The organism is Shinella sp. G-2, from assembly GCF_050172695.1.
In the GTDB taxonomy this organism is placed as follows: Bacteria; Pseudomonadota; Alphaproteobacteria; order Rhizobiales; family Rhizobiaceae; genus Shinella.
Map to the genome: position 1 here is coordinate 39,576 of NZ_JBBEYH010000002.1, position 16,137 is coordinate 55,712.

The 16,137-nt window shown below is 64.0% G+C and carries 13 protein-coding genes; 7 read left to right on the top strand and 6 right to left on the bottom strand.

Translation table 11 applies throughout. The features are described from left to right. Nucleotides 1–533 precede the first annotated feature (533 nt). Nucleotides 534–4,349: a vitamin B12-dependent ribonucleotide reductase gene (locus V8U06_RS04055; RefSeq protein WP_427139627.1), complete on the top strand. Its 3,816-nt coding sequence runs from the start codon at nucleotides 534–536 to the stop codon at nucleotides 4,347–4,349. 334 nt (nucleotides 4,350–4,683) lie between these two features. On the opposite strand, the gene V8U06_RS04060 is transcribed toward V8U06_RS04055, so the two are convergent. Next, a complete protein-coding gene (locus V8U06_RS04060; protein WP_427139628.1) occupies nucleotides 4,684–6,168 on the bottom strand; it encodes a ComEC/Rec2 family competence protein in 1,485 nt (494 codons plus the stop codon). 268 nt (nucleotides 6,169–6,436) lie between these two features. Here V8U06_RS04060 and V8U06_RS04065 point away from each other — a divergent pair, with 268 nt between their 5' ends. The 4 genes from V8U06_RS04065 to V8U06_RS04080 all read left to right on the top strand — a co-directional run bounded on the left by V8U06_RS04065 (nucleotide 6,437) and on the right by V8U06_RS04080 (nucleotide 9,045). Next, entirely contained in the window at nucleotides 6,437–7,432 is a 996-nt protein-coding gene (locus V8U06_RS04065; RefSeq protein ID WP_427139629.1) for an endonuclease/exonuclease/phosphatase family protein, read from the top strand. Between the two features lie 60 nt (nucleotides 7,433–7,492). Further along, a complete protein-coding gene (locus V8U06_RS04070; protein WP_427139630.1) occupies nucleotides 7,493–7,666 on the top strand; it encodes a hypothetical protein in 174 nt (57 codons plus the stop codon). Nucleotides 7,667–7,709: 43 nt separating this feature from the next. After that, the gene (locus V8U06_RS04075) at nucleotides 7,710–8,345 is read left to right on the top strand and encodes an alpha/beta family hydrolase (protein ID WP_427139631.1); all 636 of its coding nucleotides are present in this window, start codon (nucleotides 7,710–7,712) and stop codon (nucleotides 8,343–8,345) included. 385 nt (nucleotides 8,346–8,730) lie between these two features. Next, on the top strand, nucleotides 8,731–9,045 hold the full coding sequence (locus tag V8U06_RS04080; RefSeq protein WP_226919361.1) for a DUF1883 domain-containing protein: 315 nt from the start codon (nucleotides 8,731–8,733) through the stop codon (nucleotides 9,043–9,045). Nucleotides 9,046–9,154: 109 nt separating this feature from the next. On the opposite strand, the gene V8U06_RS04085 is transcribed toward V8U06_RS04080, so the two are convergent. Both V8U06_RS04085 and V8U06_RS04090 read right to left on the bottom strand, forming a co-directional pair. Further along, complete coding sequence (locus V8U06_RS04085) at nucleotides 9,155–10,462, bottom strand: replication-associated recombination protein A (RefSeq protein WP_226919362.1); 1,308 nt, start codon at nucleotides 10,460–10,462, stop codon at nucleotides 9,155–9,157. Next, nucleotides 10,459–11,859 carry a DegQ family serine endoprotease gene (locus V8U06_RS04090; RefSeq protein WP_427139632.1) on the bottom strand — a complete coding sequence of 467 codons (1,401 nt, stop codon included), beginning with the start codon at nucleotides 11,857–11,859 and terminating at the stop codon, nucleotides 10,459–10,461. Before V8U06_RS04090 ends, V8U06_RS04085 begins: the two co-directional genes overlap by 4 nt. Nucleotides 11,860–12,060: 201 nt before the next feature. On the opposite strand from V8U06_RS04090, the gene msrP reads away from it, so the two are divergent. Next, nucleotides 12,061–13,002: a protein-methionine-sulfoxide reductase catalytic subunit MsrP gene (gene msrP / locus V8U06_RS04095; RefSeq protein ID WP_427139633.1), complete on the top strand. Its 942-nt coding sequence runs from the start codon at nucleotides 12,061–12,063 to the stop codon at nucleotides 13,000–13,002. Continuing rightward, the gene (gene msrQ, locus V8U06_RS04100; RefSeq protein WP_427139634.1) at nucleotides 13,002–13,676 is read left to right on the top strand and encodes a protein-methionine-sulfoxide reductase heme-binding subunit MsrQ; all 675 of its coding nucleotides are present in this window, start codon (nucleotides 13,002–13,004) and stop codon (nucleotides 13,674–13,676) included. The genes msrP and msrQ overlap by 1 nt, the downstream gene beginning before the upstream one ends. A 46-nt stretch (nucleotides 13,677–13,722) precedes the next feature. Here msrQ and V8U06_RS04105 read toward each other — a convergent pair whose 3' ends face one another. The 3 genes from V8U06_RS04105 to rplQ all read right to left on the bottom strand — a co-directional run bounded on the left by V8U06_RS04105 (nucleotide 13,723) and on the right by rplQ (nucleotide 16,035). Next, nucleotides 13,723–14,160, bottom strand: a complete 438-nt coding sequence (locus V8U06_RS04105) for an acetyltransferase (protein ID WP_427139635.1) — start codon at nucleotides 14,158–14,160, stop codon at nucleotides 13,723–13,725. A gap of 102 nt (nucleotides 14,161–14,262) precedes the next feature. Then, the gene (locus V8U06_RS04110) at nucleotides 14,263–15,432 is read right to left on the bottom strand and encodes a GGDEF domain-containing protein (RefSeq protein ID WP_427139636.1); all 1,170 of its coding nucleotides are present in this window, start codon (nucleotides 15,430–15,432) and stop codon (nucleotides 14,263–14,265) included. 180 nt (nucleotides 15,433–15,612) lie between these two features. Further along, nucleotides 15,613–16,035: a 50S ribosomal protein L17 gene (rplQ, locus tag V8U06_RS04115; protein WP_226919368.1), complete on the bottom strand. Its 423-nt coding sequence runs from the start codon at nucleotides 16,033–16,035 to the stop codon at nucleotides 15,613–15,615. Nucleotides 16,036–16,137 lie beyond the last annotated feature (102 nt).

Consider the following 16,137-nt stretch of genomic DNA (forward strand, 5'->3'; position numbering starts at 1 on the left):
TTTATCGATGATTTTTTCCGCTTTTCCACAGTCGCATTGCGCGCCGTCTCACCTTTCGGGGCGAAGCTGCTGATTTTTCAGCACTTGGGGACTGTCCCCATTTTCCACAGCAGGCAGGCACAACATATAGACTTCAAACTTCCTTCACAAACCAGCCCTTGACGGGAATCGGGCAGATGAGGTTAATGAAAACCAAGTTGCGGCGGCGACTGGACCGTATTGTTACGAGGTCGGTTCTCATCACGAAATCGCGTTCCCATACGCATGTGGCCGGGTGGATGATCCGCTCGCCGCACGGGTGCTCTTGCGCCCGATTTCCAGATGCGCCCATGCAGCCACTGGGTCTGGAAAAAAGAACCTGTTGATACTATATTTAGTGTTTGCAGCCATACTCAGCACAAGATACAGGAGCCCGAGATCGATCGGGCTTCCCGCACGGACTGGACGATTTGGGCTGGCTGCAGGCTTGCGGCCGGACGGGGATAATTGCGCCCTGTTTTAAAGGCAGGATGCGGCAGCAGAGGACAACGGAAATGCGCATAGAACGTCGTTTCACCAAACCCGGCCAGTCGGCCTATGCGGAAATCGAATTCCGCAAGGCCACGAGCGAGATCAAGAATCCGGACGGCTCCATCGTCTTCCGTCTCGCCGATATCGACGTGCCTGCACAGTTCTCGCAGGTCGCCGCCGACATTCTCGCCCAGAAGTATTTCCGCAAGGCCGGCGTTCCCGCGCGCCTGAAGAAGGTCGAGGAGAACGACGTTCCCTCCTTCCTGTGGCGCTCCGTGCCGGACACCGAAGCCCTGAAGGCGCTCCCCGAGGGTGAGCACTTCGGCTCGGAAACCGATGCGCGCCAGGTCTTCGACCGTCTCGCCGGCACCTGGACCTACTGGGGCTGGAAGGGCAAGTATTTCGCCTCCGAAGAAGACGCTGCCGCCTTCAAGGACGAACTTGCCTATATGCTCGCCACCCAGCGCGTCGCCCCGAACTCGCCGCAGTGGTTCAACACCGGCCTGCACTGGGCCTATGGCATCGACGGCCCCGGCCAGGGCCATTTCTATGTCGACCCCTTCACCGGCAAGCTGACCAAGTCCAAGTCGGCCTACGAACATCCCCAGCCGCACGCCTGCTTCATCCAGTCCGTGGAAGACGATCTCGTCAACGAGAACGGCATCATGGACCTGTGGGTGCGTGAAGCGCGCCTCTTCAAGTACGGCTCCGGCACCGGCTCCAACTTCTCGCATCTGCGCGGCGAAGGCGAAAAGCTTTCGGGCGGCGGCCGGTCCTCCGGCCTCATGAGCTTCCTGAAGATCGGCGACCGCGCCGCCGGCGCCATCAAGTCGGGCGGCACGACGCGCCGCGCCGCCAAGATGGTGGTGGTCGACATCGACCATCCGGATATCGAGGAATACATCAACTGGAAGGTCAAGGAAGAGCAGAAGGTGGCGGCCCTCGTCACCGGCTCGAAGATCGTCGCCCGTCACCTCAAGGCCATCATGAAGGCCTGCGTGAACTGCTCGGCCGACAACGACGCCTGCTTCGATCCGGCCGAAAACCCGGCCCTCAAGCGCGAGATCCGCGCCGCCAAGAAGGACCAGGTTCCGGAAAGCTACATCAAGCGCGTCATCCAGTTCGCCAAGCAGGGCTACAAGGACATCCAGTTCAAGACCTATGACACGGACTGGGATTCGGAAGCCTATCTCACCGTCTCCGGCCAGAACTCCAACAACTCCGTCTCGCTGAAGGACGACTTCCTGCGCGCCGTCGAGGCTGATGGCGACTGGAACCTGACCGCCCGCAAGGACGGCCGGGTCATGAAGACGCTGAAGGCGCGGGACCTGTGGGAATCGATCTCCTACGCCGCCTGGGCCTCGGCCGATCCGGGCCTGCACTTCAACACGACGATGAACGACTGGCACACCTGCCCGGCCGCCGGCCCGATCCGCGCGTCCAACCCGTGCTCGGAATACATGTTCCTCGACGACACGGCCTGCAACCTCGCCTCGCTGAACCTGCTGCAGTTCAAGGATGCGGCGACGAAGAAGATCAACATCGCCGACTACGAACACGCCGTGCGTCTGTGGACCATCGTGCTCGAAGTCTCCGTGATGATGGCGCAGTTCCCCTCGCGCCAGATCGCCGAACTCTCCTACGAATACCGCACGCTCGGCCTCGGCTATGCCAATATCGGCGGCCTGCTGATGTCCTCGGGCATTCCGTACGACTCGGCCGAAGGCCGCGCCATCGCCGGCGCGCTGACCGCCATCATGACGGGCGTCGCCTACGCCACCTCGGCCGAAATGGCCGGCGAACTCGGCCCCTTCCCGAACTTCGCCCCCAACCGCGAGAACATGCTGCGCGTCATGCGCAACCATCGCCGCGCCGCCTATGGCGAAGCCGGCGGCTATGAAGGCCTCTCGGTCAACCCGGTCGCGCTCATCCATGCCGATTGCTCGGACGAGGCGCTTGTCGCCCATGCCGTCGCGGCCTGGGACAAGGCGGTCGAACTCGGCGAGAAGCACGGCTACCGCAACGCCCAGACCACCGTCATCGCGCCCACCGGCACGATCGGCCTCGTCATGGACTGCGACACGACCGGCATCGAGCCCGACTTCGCCCTGGTGAAGTTCAAGAAGCTCGCCGGCGGCGGCTACTTCAAGATCATCAACCGCGCCGTGCCGGACGCGCTGCGCACGCTCGGCTATTCGGAAGCCCAGATCGCCGAGATCGAGGCCTATGCCGTCGGCCATGGCAACATGAACCAGGCGCCGGGCATCAATCCCGGTTCGCTGAAGGCCAAGGGCTTCTCCGACGAGAAGATCGAAGCCGTCAATTCGGGCCTGAAGTCCGCCTTCGACATCAAGTTCGCCTTCAACCAGTGGACGCTCGGCGCCGACTTCCTGAAGGAAACGCTGAAGGTCTCCGACGAGCAGCTCTCCGACATGTCCTTCAACCTCCTGGAGCATATCGGCTTCTCGAAGAAGGACATCGAGGCCGCCAACATCCACGTCTGCGGCGCCATGACGCTCGAAGGCGCGCCCTTCCTCAAGAAGGAGCACCTGCCTGTCTTCGATTGCGCCAATCCGTGCGGCAAGATCGGCAAGCGCTATCTCTCGGTCGAAAGCCACATCCGCATGATGGCGGCCGCCCAGCCGTTCATCTCGGGCGCCATCTCCAAGACGATCAACATGCCGAACGAGGCGACCGTCGAGGACTGCAAGAACGCCTACATGCTCTCCTGGAAGCTCGCGCTGAAGGCCAACGCCCTCTACCGCGACGGCTCCAAGCTCTCGCAGCCGCTCAATTCCGCGCTGATCGAGGATGCGGACGACGAGGACGATGCCATCGAGGCGCTGGTCGCGGCCCCCGCCGCCGCCCAGGCCGTGCAGGTCACGGAAAAGATCGTCGAGAAGATCGTCGAGCGTCTGGTGCGTGACCGCGAGAAGCTGCCGAACCGCCGCCAGGGCTACACCCAGAAGGCCGTCATCGGTGGGCACAAGGTGTATCTGCGCACCGGCGAATTCGGCGACGGCCGTCTCGGCGAAATCTTCATCGACATGCACAAGGAAGGCGCCGCCTTCCGTGCGATGATGAACAACTTCGCCATCGCCATCTCGCTGGGCCTGCAGTACGGCGTGCCGCTCGAAGAATATGTGGAGGCCTTCACCTTCACCAAGTTCGAGCCGGCCGGCATGGTTATCGGCAACGATGCCATCAAGAACGCGACGTCGATCCTCGACTACGTCTTCCGCGAACTGGCCGTTTCCTATCTCGGCCGCCATGACCTTGCCCATGTCGACACCTCCGACTTCGGCAACACGGCGCTCGGCAAGGGCATCCAGGAAGGCAAGACGAACCTGATCTCGACCGGCTGGACGCGCGGCCACAAGCCGACGCTCGTCCAGGGCGGCCAGTCCGACCGCGCGCTCGGCGAACCGAAGGGCGCCGCCACGGCCGCGCCCGCCAAGGCCTCGTCCGGCGGCAACGTGACGGCATTTGCCGGCAACGCCGCCCGCAAGCTGGAGCCGGCCACCGCCGCCGCCACCTCCGAAATCGTCGCCTTCAAGCGCGACTACGAGGAGCGCGCCGCGGAACTGGCCGAGGAGATGGAAGACGATGCCGCCGAGGAAGTGACCGAAAGCGTCACCGCCCTCTTCTCCGACAAGGCCGCCGCCGAAGCCGCCAGCGCCAAGGCCGACGCCAAGAAGCTGGAGAACGAACGCCGCATGCGCTCCATCGCCCAGGGCTATACCGGCAACATGTGCTCGGAGTGCCAGAACTTCACCATGGTGCGCAACGGCACCTGCGAGAAGTGCGACACCTGCGGCGCCACGAGCGGCTGCAGCTGAGGCTTTCCGTCTAGGGAAACCATGACGAAGCCCGGGAGCAATCCCGGGCTTCTTTGCGTTTGGGCCAGTGCATTCGCGCGGGAGACGGCCCGGCGAACCTCTCCACGACCTCTGCCTTGAGGGGCGGCAAGCAACCTCAAACCCTTGCGCCAGCCTTCGACAGAAAGCGTCGAGCGCCGCATTTCGCCTTTACGATCTTTTTCGCGTCATCATCGTCGAAGTCGTAGGCTCGGCGGTTCGAGAGGTTGCCAATCTTGCGGATAGCCTCAAGAGCAGCCTGTGTCCGGCCCTCCGTCAACCCTATGAATTTCGCAGGAAAATGCGGAAGAAATATTCAACGATCCTCCGGCACGAAGCCATGGGTCTCGTTGTGTTTGTACCAGTAGACCTGCCAGCGCTCGGTGACGGCGCGCTCCTTCAGGAAGGCGATCGCCATGTCCCGGCCGTCGGTGCGCACGTTGATCGCGCCGTAGACCTCGACATTTCTCTTCGCCAACGTCTTCAGGGCAGCGTCTCGTTTTGTCCTTGCTTCCTTTATTTTGTCCGTTGGGGTGCCCGGCTTTTCAATGATGGCGCTCTGAGTATTGACCGTCCTCAGGAGACTTGCGGCTTCGGACTCGCGAGTTGAGCGCAGGATTTCTGTGCACAAGATCAGGGGAGCGGCCCCTCGCCCTGCCCGGCCAAGCCTGCCGAGCAGATCCGGACGTGGATGCACATAGCTCTCGTCGTCTCCTGACGACACCACGAATGCGGAAGGGTTGACGGCATTGAGGAATTCATCAGTCACGTCCGTCGCACCATGGTGGCAACATTTCAGGACGTCTGATCGCAAACGGGTCTTCGCCTGATTCAATGCGTCGGAGAGCGGCTGGTCTTCGGAGATGCCACCGTAGGCGCGCAAGAGAAAGTCTTCTGCCGGCCTGTTAAGGTCGCCGCCAAGGACGAGTGTGAAATCTCGGTGGCTGATCCGCAGAATGACTGAATGCCCATTCTTGGTTTTGCCAACGTCCCGGCTGGTGGACCCAATCTTGTCGCCAAACCAACGTAGACGTGCCCCGCCGTCTCCGTCCCGTTCCAGCAATGGCCCGAGAACTTCGATCGAAAAATCAGTGGCGTCATCAGGAGAAAATCCCGGCATCCAATGCCGGGCATGCATTCCATCTGTGAGTTCAGACCCGAGCATCGCAACTTCGCCAACCCTGCCGCTTGTCAGCGCGCCATGGATGAGCTTGGGATACCTTTTGCTCCCTCGAACAGCGTCGTCGGCGTAGAGCGTGCGAATGTCGGCGTCCGTGACCATTACGGACGATAGGTAGCGCCCCGTTTCATCGGTCGGCCCCAGCGCGTCTTCGCCCACACGCTCCGCAATGCCGTTGTGGTAGAACTTGTCGAAGTGCTGCATGGGCTCATCGATAAGTTTCTGGAAGCCCCGGTAGTGGTCTTCGTCACTGTGTGTGGCTACAGCCGCGTGGAAATGGACTTCTTTCGCATACTTGCCGTAGCGCCACTTGATGAAACGATAGACGTTGTCGTCTTTTCCCGCATCGACCACGATAGTTCGTCGCTGCCCCGACTTTCCGGGGGTCGTGATGATGGATCCATCCCCCTGCCCGACATCGAGGAATACGACTTCAAGTGGGCCTTCTTCCAGGCAGTCTTCCTTACGGACCGCGTACACTTTCGCGCCCCATTTGACCTTGTGCCACTTGTCGTCGCTTTCGACGACATTCAGCCAGTCTCCCCATAACACCTGCTTGACCGGCTTCTTGGTTGCCGGATCACGCAGATAGACCTCTCCCTTGCCAACGAACAGCGCCATTTGATTGCCCCCAATCCGTGCCCAGCAATAAACTCTCATAAGTTGCAATGATTTGCGAGTGTTTTTGACCTGAGACCCATCGTCCCTCCAGTTTTCGGGGATCAGAGCACGCGCGGTGAGAGGACTCTTCGCCTAAAAGGGGCAAGATCGGCGAACGATACCCCCGCCACCGCGGCGACGTCATTGCAGCATCGGCGGGCGCGGGCTACATGCAAATCTCCCTTCGGGGAATCGACCTGACCCACGCCCGCGATCCAAAGGAGCAGTCATGCCGATAGCGCCGCGCCGGGGGCCGATCGCCCTTGCCTACCGCGTCCTCGTCCTGCCGGGCGTCATTGCCTATCTCTTCGCCGTCAGCGTCGTGGTGCTTGCCGCAGACCGGTTCTGGCTGGTCGATCTTCTCACCTTCGCCTGGCCCTATGTGGTCGCGACCGGCCTGTTCCTGACGGTGGCGGCCGTCGTGACGCGGCGGCTGAAGGCGATCGTCATTGCCGGACTCGGTCTTGCCGTGGCGATCATTCCGGCCGCCGACGTGCCGACGGCGCGCCCTGCCCCGGCCACGGGCGCCGGGCTGAAGGTGCTGACCGCCAATCTCTACGTCAACAATACGGAAAGCCCTTCCGTCTTCATCGACCTGCTGCGCCGGGAAAAGCCCGATATCGTGGTGCTGGAGGAAACGACGGAGGCCTGGGACCGGGCGATTTCGTCGGCCGGGCTCTACCCCTATGAGAGCAGCGCGGAAAGCCGCGAGCGGGACGACCTCAAGGTCTTCTCCACCCTGCCGATCCGCGCCGAGACGGAGCTGAAGCGCGCCTTCACCGAAGAGCATGCCTACAAGCAGCCGCTGCGGCTCGAGCTCGATCTTGGCGGCAAGCCGCTCTTCCTCTACGCCTTCCACCCGGAAACACCGCGCCGCCTGTGGCAATGGCGCGATCGCAACGCCTATCTTTCCGCCGTGGCCGATGCCGTGAAGGGCGATCTGGAAAAGGCGCCCGTCATCGTCGCGGGCGACTGGAACACGCCCACCTGGTCGCCGTTCTTCCGCAGCTTCCTGCGGCAGGCCGGCCTTGCCTCCACCGCCGGCGGCTGGCTCCAGCCGGTCACGCGCTTCTCGATGAAGCTCGACGCCCTTGCCTATATCGGCGCCTCGATCGATCATATCGCCGTGTCGCCGGACATTTTCCTCAAGGCGCGGCAGGTCGGCCCGGCCTTCGGCTCGAACCACCTGCCCGTTATCGCGGATCTCGCCTTGCCGGAGAGCTGACGCCCTCGTCCCGGCAGAAACGCACCCTATCTAAAGGGGACCATTGCAAGGGAGACGACCATGGCGAAAGACATGAACAGCCCGAAGGCCTCGCTGAAGAAGGAACAGGCGGCGCAGACGGAAAAGAGCCGCAAGGCCGAGCAGGACGATTATCTGGAGGAAGCGCTGGAAGAGACTTTTCCGGCCAGCGACCCCATCGCGCCCGGCGAAGTGAAGAAGGACCACGCCAAATAGGCGCCGTCTGGCGGCCAGCGGCGGGACGCGCTATGACGGCACGATGAGCACGCCCTTTCTTTTCACCGGGCCGGACGATGCGCCCGTCACCTTGCTTCTTGCCCATGGCAGCGGCGCGCCGATGGATTCGGCCGCGATGAACGCCGCCGTCGCCGCGCTCGCGGCCGAGGGCCTGCGCGTAGCGCGTTTCGAATTTTCCTACATGGCCGCGCGCCGCACGCAGGGCAGTCGCCGGCCGCCGCCGAAGGCCGAGACGCTGAACCCGGAATTCCGCGCCGCCGTCGCAGCGCTCGGCGCGAAAGGCAGGCTCGTCATCGGCGGCAAGTCGATGGGCGGACGCGTCGCCAGCATGGTGGCGGAGGATCTTCACGCCGAGGGCCGTATCGCCGGCCTGCTCTGCCTCGGTTATCCATTCCACCCGCCGGAAAAGCCCAAGCAACTGCGCACCGCCCATCTGATGACGCTGACGGTGCCGACGCTGATCTGCCAGGGCACGCGCGATCCCTTCGGCACGAAGGACGAGGTGCCGGGCTACGGCCTGCCGGAGCGCATCCGCCTTCTCTGGCTGGAGGACGGCGACCACGATCTGAAGCCGCGCAAGAGTGTTTCCGGCTTCTCCGCCGCCGATCACCTCGCCACCATGGCAAAGACGGTGCAGGCCTGGACGGAAACGCTCTGAGCCATTCCCGCCTGTTCCGCAGGGAACAGCGCGCCGCCCCGCTCCATGCGACAGTTCGATCACTGGATACGAACCACCGGCCAGCCGGTGAACAGGACGCGTCCGCGTCTGCCGCATCATGGTGCCCCGGGTCTTGGGTCGATCCGGCGCGGTGCCTGCGGCAGGCGGCCTCACGGACGCGATGAAGCCCGGATGCGCCCCATGCATCCGGGCTTCATGCTTTTGAAAAAACGATTCAAGTGCCTGCCGGTTTGATTCCGGATTCCCGCCCAATGCGTTGAAATGCTTTTGCTATTGCGGCAACGCGATTGTCCCGCCGGCGGAAGGGAACGTTAACCGGCGCGTGCGAATATTAGCGCAAAACCAGATACATCCCGGGCAGACAATGGCACACAGCTTCTCCTATACGCATTACGACCTCGACATGCAGCGCGCCGGAACGGTGGTCGAGATCACGCTTTCGGCCGTCGCCAATGTGCGGCTGATGAGCCATGCCAATTTCGATCTCTTCAAGAATGCCCGCCAGCACAAGTTCCTCGGCGGCGTGGCCAAGCAGTCGCCGATCCGGCTGAAGGTGCCGGACAACGGCCATTGGCATGTGGTGGTCGACATGGAAGGCCACCCCGGCAAGGCGCAGTCCTCGATCAAGGTCGTGCCGGTGGCGCCGCAGAAGCCGACGCAGCGCTTCAGCGCGGCTTAGGCTGGTTCGGCGAACTGCCGCCAAAGCTGCCGCTCCGGCTGGAAATACTCTCCAGGCTCTTGTCTTGTCGCATTGTCCGACGCCGAAGCTGCGCTTCGGCTGGAAATGCTCAGCCCCGCTCCCGCCGCAGCTTCGACCACCACTCCAGCCGCTTGCGCAGCTCGCGTTCGAAGCCGCGTTCCGGCGGGTCGTAGAAGGTGCGGCGACCCATCTTTTCCGGGAAATAGTCCTGGCCGGAAAAGGCGTCCGGTTCGTCGTGGTCGTAGCGGTAGCCCTCGCCGTAGCCTTCGCCCTTCATCAGCTTGGTCGGCGCATTGAGGATGTGCTTGGGCGGCGGCAGCGAGCCGTGCTCCTTGGCCGCGCGCATCGCCGCCTTGTAGGCGGTGTAGACGGCGTTGGATTTCGGCGCGGTCGCGAGATAGACGCAGGCCTGCGCCAGCGCCAGTTCCCCCTCCGGCGAGCCGAGAAAATCATAGGCGTCCTTGGCCGCATTGCAGACGGTGAGCGCCTGCGGATCGGCAAGGCCGATATCCTCCACCGCCATGCGCACCATGCGCCGGCACAGGAACAGCGGGTCCTCGCCGGCATCCAGCATGCGGGTGAGATAGTAGAGCGCGGCATCGGGATCGGAGCCGCGCACCGCCTTGTGCAGGGCGGAGATGAGATTGTAGTGACCGTCCTGCGACTTGTCGTAGATCGGCGCGCGGCGCTGGACGATGCGCACGAGATCGTCGGGCCCGAAGGTCTCGCCGGCGCGCGCGGCGCGCCACACCTCCTCCGCCAGCGTCAGCACCGCCCGCCCGTCGCCGTCGGCCATGCGCAGCAGCGTGGCGCGGGCATCGGCATCGAGCGGCAGCGGTTTTTCCTCCGCCGCCTCGGCGCGTTGCAAAAGCTCTTCCAGGCTCTCCTCGTCATGCGGCTTGAAGGTCAGCACGCGGGCGCGGGAGAGAAGAGCGGCGTTGAGTTCGAAGGACGGGTTTTCCGTCGTCGCGCCGACGAGCACGATGGTGCCGTCTTCCATGACGGGCAGGAAACTGTCCTGCTGGGCGCGGTTAAAGCGGTGGATCTCGTCGACGAAGAGCAAGGTCTGCCGGCCGCCCATGCGGCGCTGGCGGGCGCTCTCGAAGACCTTCTTGAGATCGGCGACGCCGGAGAAGATCGCGGAGATCTGCTCGAAGGCCAGCCCCGTCTCGCCGGATAGCAGGCGCGCCACCGTGGTCTTGCCGGTGCCGGGCGGCCCCCAGAAGATCATCGAGCCGAGCGAGCCCGCCTCGATCATGCGCGAAAGCACGCCGTCCGGTCCGGTCAGGTGCTCCTGGCCGGAAACTTCGCCCAGCGTGCGGGGGCGCAGGCGGTCGGCCAGGGGCCGCTTCGCCGCCATCTCCTCCGGTTCACGCGGGGCGAAGAGATCGCTCATCGGAAGAACTGGCGGATGCGCTGGCCGTCACGCTCGATCTCGACGCGCCAGATGGACGGGTCCTCGCCGACGAGCGTGGCAAGCGTTTCGGTGGTGGTGACCGCCGTGCCGTTGAGTTCGATGACGATGTCGCGCGGCTGGAGTCCGATGCGCGCGGCGGGCGAACCGCGATTGACCTCGGTCACCACGACGCCCGTCGTCGTCTGGTTCGTCGGCATGCGCAGCTCCTCGGCGACGCGCGGCGAAAGATTGGCGACGACCGCGCCGGAGAAGGGATTGCGACCCTCGATCAGCCGTTCGTCGCGCGGCGTCGTCTCGGGCGCACGGTCGAGGGAGAGCGTCAGGTCCTGCGCCTTGCCCTCGGCGATCACGCTGATGCGTGCTGTGCCGCCGATGCCGACGGTGGTGAGGCGATAGCCGAGCGCATCGGGATGCTCGACCGGAATGCCGTTGACGGCGGTGACGACCTGCCCCGGCTTCATGCCGGCCTTTTCCGCCGGGCTGCCGGGCTGGACGCGCGAGATCAGCGCGCCGCGGGCGCGGTCGAGGCCGAGCGCCTCGGCGACTTCCGAGGTCACGGCGTCGAAGGTGGCGCCGACGAAGGGACGGTCGAAGCTGGCGCTGCCGTTCTCGGCGCTGGCGACGAAGGTCTTCACCAGATTGGCGGGAATGGCGAAGCCGACGCCGTTGGAGCCGCCGCCGCGCGAGAAGATGGCGGTGTTGATGCCGATCAGCTCGCCGTTCATGTTGATGAGGCCGCCGCCGGAATTGCCGGGATTGATCGAGGCGTCCGTCTGGATGAAGAAGCCGAAGTCGCCGGAGCGCACCTGGTTGCGCGCCAGCGCCGAGACGATGCCGCTCGTCACCGTCTGGCCGACGCCGAATGGGTTGCCGATGGCCAGCACGAGATCGCCCACCTGCACGGCGTCGCTGTCGCCGAGCGGCAGCGCCGTGAAATCGGCATCCGACTTGATCTTCAGTACGGCAAGGTCGACGCGCTCGTCCTTCAGCACCACGGTGCTTTCATATTCGCGGCCATCCGCCAGCGCCACCTTGATGTCGCTCGCGCCATCGATGACGTGGTTGTTCGTCACCACGATGCCCTTGGTGCCGACGATCACGCCCGAGCCGAGCGAAGACTGTTTCTCGCTGCGGTTCGGCATGCGCTGGCCGAAGAATTCCTCGAAGAAGGGATCGCCGTTGAAGATCGAGCGGCGCTCGACGACGCGCTCGGCATAGACATTGACGACGGCGTTCTCGACCTGCTTGACGAGCGGCGCAAAAGAGAGCTGCATTTCCGTGCGCGATTGCGGCACGGTGCGCTCCTCGGCCTTGGCGGGTGAAAGCGCCAGCGCCACGAGAACCGGGGCGGCAAGCAGGATGCGGGCATTCAGCATGGACGAGTCTCCTTCGTTTCCGCCTCACGTTCAGATAGGATTTCGCAGGAAAAAAGGCAAACCGCGCCGAACCTTCGCTTCGCGAAAGCTCACGCCGCGCGCACGAAAAAGTGGTTGCCGCATTTCTTTTGCGGCCGTTGAAACAACACAGGCCTTCGTTACGTAGGTATCAGGCACGCAACGAACAGATCGAGCCCCGCCATGTCCCTCTACCGTCCGCCCCGCATTCCCGCCTCCGAGATCACGCCGGAGCCCTGTTTCCTCAATCGCCGTTCGTTCCTTGCGGCCGCCGCCGGCGGCGCGCTCGTCGCGGCCGGAACGCCCGCCCTCGCCGAAGCGCTCAAGGCATCGAAAAGCGCCTATACGGTCGACGAGGCGCTGACGCCGGAAAAGGACGTGACCAGCTACAACAATTTCTATGAGTTCGGCATGGGCAAGGGCGATCCGCTCGCCAATTCGGAAAAGTTCAAGCCGACGCCCTGGACGGTGAAAGTCGACGGCCTCGTCGGCAAACCGAAGGAATTCGGGCTGGAAGAGCTGCTGGCCATGCCGCTCGAGGATCGGGTCTACCGCATGCGCTGCGTCGAGGCCTGGTCGATGGTCATTCCCTGGGTCGGCTTTCCGCTCGCCGCGCTGCTCGACAAGGTCGAGCCCCTGGGCGATGCCAAATACGTCGCCTTCGAGACGGTGGTGCGGCCGGAGGAAATGCCGGGCCAAGGCGGCTATTTCCAGTCGCTGCCCTGGCCCTATGTCGAAGGCCTCAGGCTCGACGAGGCGCGCCATCCGCTGACGATCCTGTCGGTCGGCGTCTACGGCAAGACGCTGCCGAACCAGAACGGCGCGCCCATCCGGCTCGTCGTTCCCTGGAAATACGGCTTCAAGGGCATCAAGTCGATCGTGAAGATCACGCTCACCGACAAGCAGCCGCCCTCGACCTGGAACCTCTCCGCCCCGAGCGAATATGGCTTCTATGCCAATGTGAACCCGGAGGTCGACCATCCACGCTGGAGCCAGGCGAGCGAGAACCGCATCGGCGAAGGCGGCTTCTTCGGCGCCAACCGCCGGCCGACCCTGCCCTTCAACGGCTATGGCGAAGAGGTTGCCGGCCTCTATGCCGGCCTGGATCTTCGGGCGAACTACTGATGGCCGCCTTGCCCGCCCTGCCCCGCAAATACCATGCGGCGTCGATCTGGCTGCTCTATGCCGCCGGCCTGCTGCCGGCCGCCTATGGCTTCTGGCTCGGCGCGACGGGCCGGCTGCCCGGCAATCCGGTCAAGGAGTTCGAACATCTCCTCGGTCTCTGGGCGCTGCGTTTCCTCATCGCGACGCTTTCGATCACACCGCTGCGCGATCTCCTCGGCATCAACTGGATCCGCTATCGCCGTGCGCTCGGGCTGCTGGCCTTCTGGTACGTGCTGATGCACTTCACGACCTATATGGTGCTCGACCAGTACCTGAATTTCCCGGCCATTCTCGCCGACATCGCCAAGCGCCCCTTCATCACCATCGGCATGGCCGCCTTTCTGATGCTGATCCCGCTGGCGCTGACCTCCAACAACTGGTCGATCCGCCGGCTCGGGCCGCGCTGGGTGAAACTGCATCGGCTGGTCTATGTCATCGCCGCCGCCGGGGCCTTGCATTTCGCCATGTCGGTCAAGGTCGTCGGGCTGGAGCCGTGGACCTATATCGTCCTCGTCGCCCTGCTTCTCGGCTATCGCCTCATTCGCCCGACGCTTCGCGGCGGCAAACGCAGGAAGCCCGAGGGCGCGGGCCTGCGCGGTGGCCAGGTGCGCTCCGCTCAGGCTGGGAGCCCCTGAATTTCAGCGCAATGACGCTGCCGGGCTTGCCGGCCGGGGCGACCGATCAGCTCGCATATTCCAGGTGAATGAGGGGATAGGGCCTGCCCTGTCCGTCGATCGGCGAACGGCCTGTCCGCCTGAATCCCATTCGCTCATAGAAGCGAACGGCCTGTTCATTCTGCTCGTTGACATCGGTCGTCATTTTGGGATGAAGCGCGAGGCCATGCTGCACAAGGGCAGCACCAAGTCCCGTTCCGCGGCAGGCGGGATCGACGAAGAGCGCCTCCATGTGCCCGTCATCGATCAGCATGAAGGCCAGCGGGTGGTCATTTTCATCGACGGCCAGCCAGAGCGGAGCCTGCGGAAGGAAACCGCACACCAGGTCATCGATGGCGAGGCGATCCTCAGGCGTCAGAAAGTGATGCGTAGCGTCGACCGCACCGCGCCAAATTTCGATGATGCGGGTGCCCTCGTCTGGGCGGGAAGATCGGATGGTCATCATGGTCTCCGGATACAGCGCTTCGATCCCGTGCGTAAAGCGCGTGGCGCGTGATTGCGTCCCGGATGGCATTTCGGGGGGTACGGTCCGGTGCGAGGTGCGCCCTTACACCACGAAGAATTTCGGACCGGACTGCGCCGGCGCGTCGGCGGCGCTGCTGACCACGCGGTTGCGGCCGCTGCTCTTGGCAAGATAGAGCAGTCGGTCGGCGCGGCTGATCGCGTCGTGGATCGTATGATCGCCGGCCGCCGTGACGGCGACGCCGAAGCTGGCGGTGATGGCGCGGTCGATGCCGATGTGGCTGAAGTCCCGTTCGGAAAGCGCGATGCGCACCGTGTTCGCCAGCGTATGGGCGTCCTGCAGGCGGCAGTTCGGCAGATAGGCGATGAACTCCTCGCCGCCGAACCGGGCGACGGCAAGCCCCGGCCAGGCGAGCGTACCGAGCAAGGCCGCAACCTCGCGGATCGCCTCGTCTCCGGCGGCATGACCGAAGCGGTCGTTGACCTGCTTGAACCAGTCGATATCGGCGACGATGATGGCCGCCTCGCCCCGGGCCGGCTGGGCATTGGCGGCGACGAACTGCTCGAAACCGCGACGATTGAGAAGGCCGGTGAGTGGGTCCTCCTCCGAGGCCTTTCTGTGCCGCTCGACGATGCGCAGCGCGACGGAAGCGAGCGCCGTCAGGGCCATGACCAGCGCGCCGATCGTCGAGGTGATCTGCATGATATAGGCATAGGCCGAGCCGATGAATTCATCCATCGCCAGCGTGCCGGCCATGATGAAGAAGACCACCGTGCGGATGGTCGTTTCCAGCATGACGAAGATCACGGCGCCGAACAGCGCCCGGTCGATCCAGGCGCTCGAGCGGCGCCAGGACGAGAGAACCGCGATCAGCAGCAGGGTGCTGCAGGCGATATCGTTGATGAAGAGCTCGAAACGCAGGCTGCCGGCGACAAGCACCGCAACGCTGGTGCAGGCATAGGCGACGGCGACGACGCCTGCCCGCAGCGCCATGCGACGCGGCGCATCGAAATGCGTGAGGAGCGCGTGGCTGTAGAGGAAGAAGGCGGAGAGGAAGGCGGCATCCGCCACCATCGCCACCACCGTGACAGGCACGGCCGCTTCCATGAAGGGCGCGAGGAAGCCGAGCGCGGCGCAGATGTAACCCGCGCCCCAGAAGAGCGCCGCACGGTTGCCGAAGCGCCCCACGACGAGAAAGGCCACCCCGAACAGGGTGAGAACCACCGGCAGCAGGAATGCGAAATTCTCGCTCATCACTCAAACTCGATTAAAACCCGCTGAAACCTTAAACACCGGGGCTAAAGAGAATGCCTAGGGACGTGGTTTCCAAAATCTTGCCGCGACGCATTTCCGGAATGCCCAGACTTTCACACAGCAAAAAGCCGGACGCTTGCGCGCCCGGCTTCATGGCGTTCAGGACGAACGCTTGTCGTATCAGGCTGCTTCGGCTGCGGCTTCAGCGGCAACGCGGGCCTTGTCGGCGGCGCCCTTGGCGTCGACGTCGCGGTCAACGAATTCGATGACGGCGAGCGGGGCGTTGTCGCCGTGACGGAAGCCGGCCTTCATGATGCGCAGGTAGCCACCGTTGCGGCTGGCGTAGCGCGTCGCGATCGCGTCGAACAGCTTCGAAACGACGGCAACGTCACGGATCTGCGAGATCGCCTGACGGCGAGCGTGCAGGTCGCCGCGCTTGCCGAGGGTGACGAGCTTCTCGACGATCGGACGGATTTCCTTCGCCTTCGGCAGGGTGGTGACGATCTGCTCATGCAGGATGAGCGAAGCAGCCATGTTGGCGAACATCGCCTTGCGGTGGCTGGCGGTACGGTTGAGTTTGCGACCCGAATTCTGGTGGCGCATCTCGGTTCTCCTTCACATGCAGGCAGGTGGCCTGCCGTTTGATGGTAGCGCTTGTGCGTCCCGCCTTACGGGACAAAGCACATGCGCAGTTCATAGATGCTA

Coding starts and splice junctions, on each gene's coding strand:
- V8U06_RS04055 (WP_427139627.1), top strand. CDS start 534: ATGCGCATAGAACGTCGTTTCACCAAACCCGGCCAGTCGGCCTATGCG.
- V8U06_RS04060 (WP_427139628.1), bottom strand. CDS start 6,168: ATGGCGCTGTTCGTTGGCAAGGGAGAGGTCTATCTGCGTGATCCGGCA.
- V8U06_RS04065 (WP_427139629.1), top strand. CDS start 6,437: ATGCCGATAGCGCCGCGCCGGGGGCCGATCGCCCTTGCCTACCGCGTC.
- V8U06_RS04070 (WP_427139630.1), top strand. CDS start 7,493: ATGGCGAAAGACATGAACAGCCCGAAGGCCTCGCTGAAGAAGGAACAG.
- V8U06_RS04075 (WP_427139631.1), top strand. CDS start 7,710: ATGAGCACGCCCTTTCTTTTCACCGGGCCGGACGATGCGCCCGTCACC.
- V8U06_RS04080 (WP_226919361.1), top strand. CDS start 8,731: ATGGCACACAGCTTCTCCTATACGCATTACGACCTCGACATGCAGCGC.
- V8U06_RS04085 (WP_226919362.1), bottom strand. CDS start 10,462: ATGAGCGATCTCTTCGCCCCGCGTGAACCGGAGGAGATGGCGGCGAAG.
- V8U06_RS04090 (WP_427139632.1), bottom strand. CDS start 11,859: ATGCTGAATGCCCGCATCCTGCTTGCCGCCCCGGTTCTCGTGGCGCTG.
- msrP (WP_427139633.1), top strand. CDS start 12,061: ATGTCCCTCTACCGTCCGCCCCGCATTCCCGCCTCCGAGATCACGCCG.
- msrQ (WP_427139634.1), top strand. CDS start 13,002: ATGGCCGCCTTGCCCGCCCTGCCCCGCAAATACCATGCGGCGTCGATC.
- V8U06_RS04105 (WP_427139635.1), bottom strand. CDS start 14,160: ATGATGACCATCCGATCTTCCCGCCCAGACGAGGGCACCCGCATCATC.
- V8U06_RS04110 (WP_427139636.1), bottom strand. CDS start 15,432: ATGAGCGAGAATTTCGCATTCCTGCTGCCGGTGGTTCTCACCCTGTTC.
- rplQ (WP_226919368.1), bottom strand. CDS start 16,035: ATGCGCCACCAGAATTCGGGTCGCAAACTCAACCGTACCGCCAGCCAC.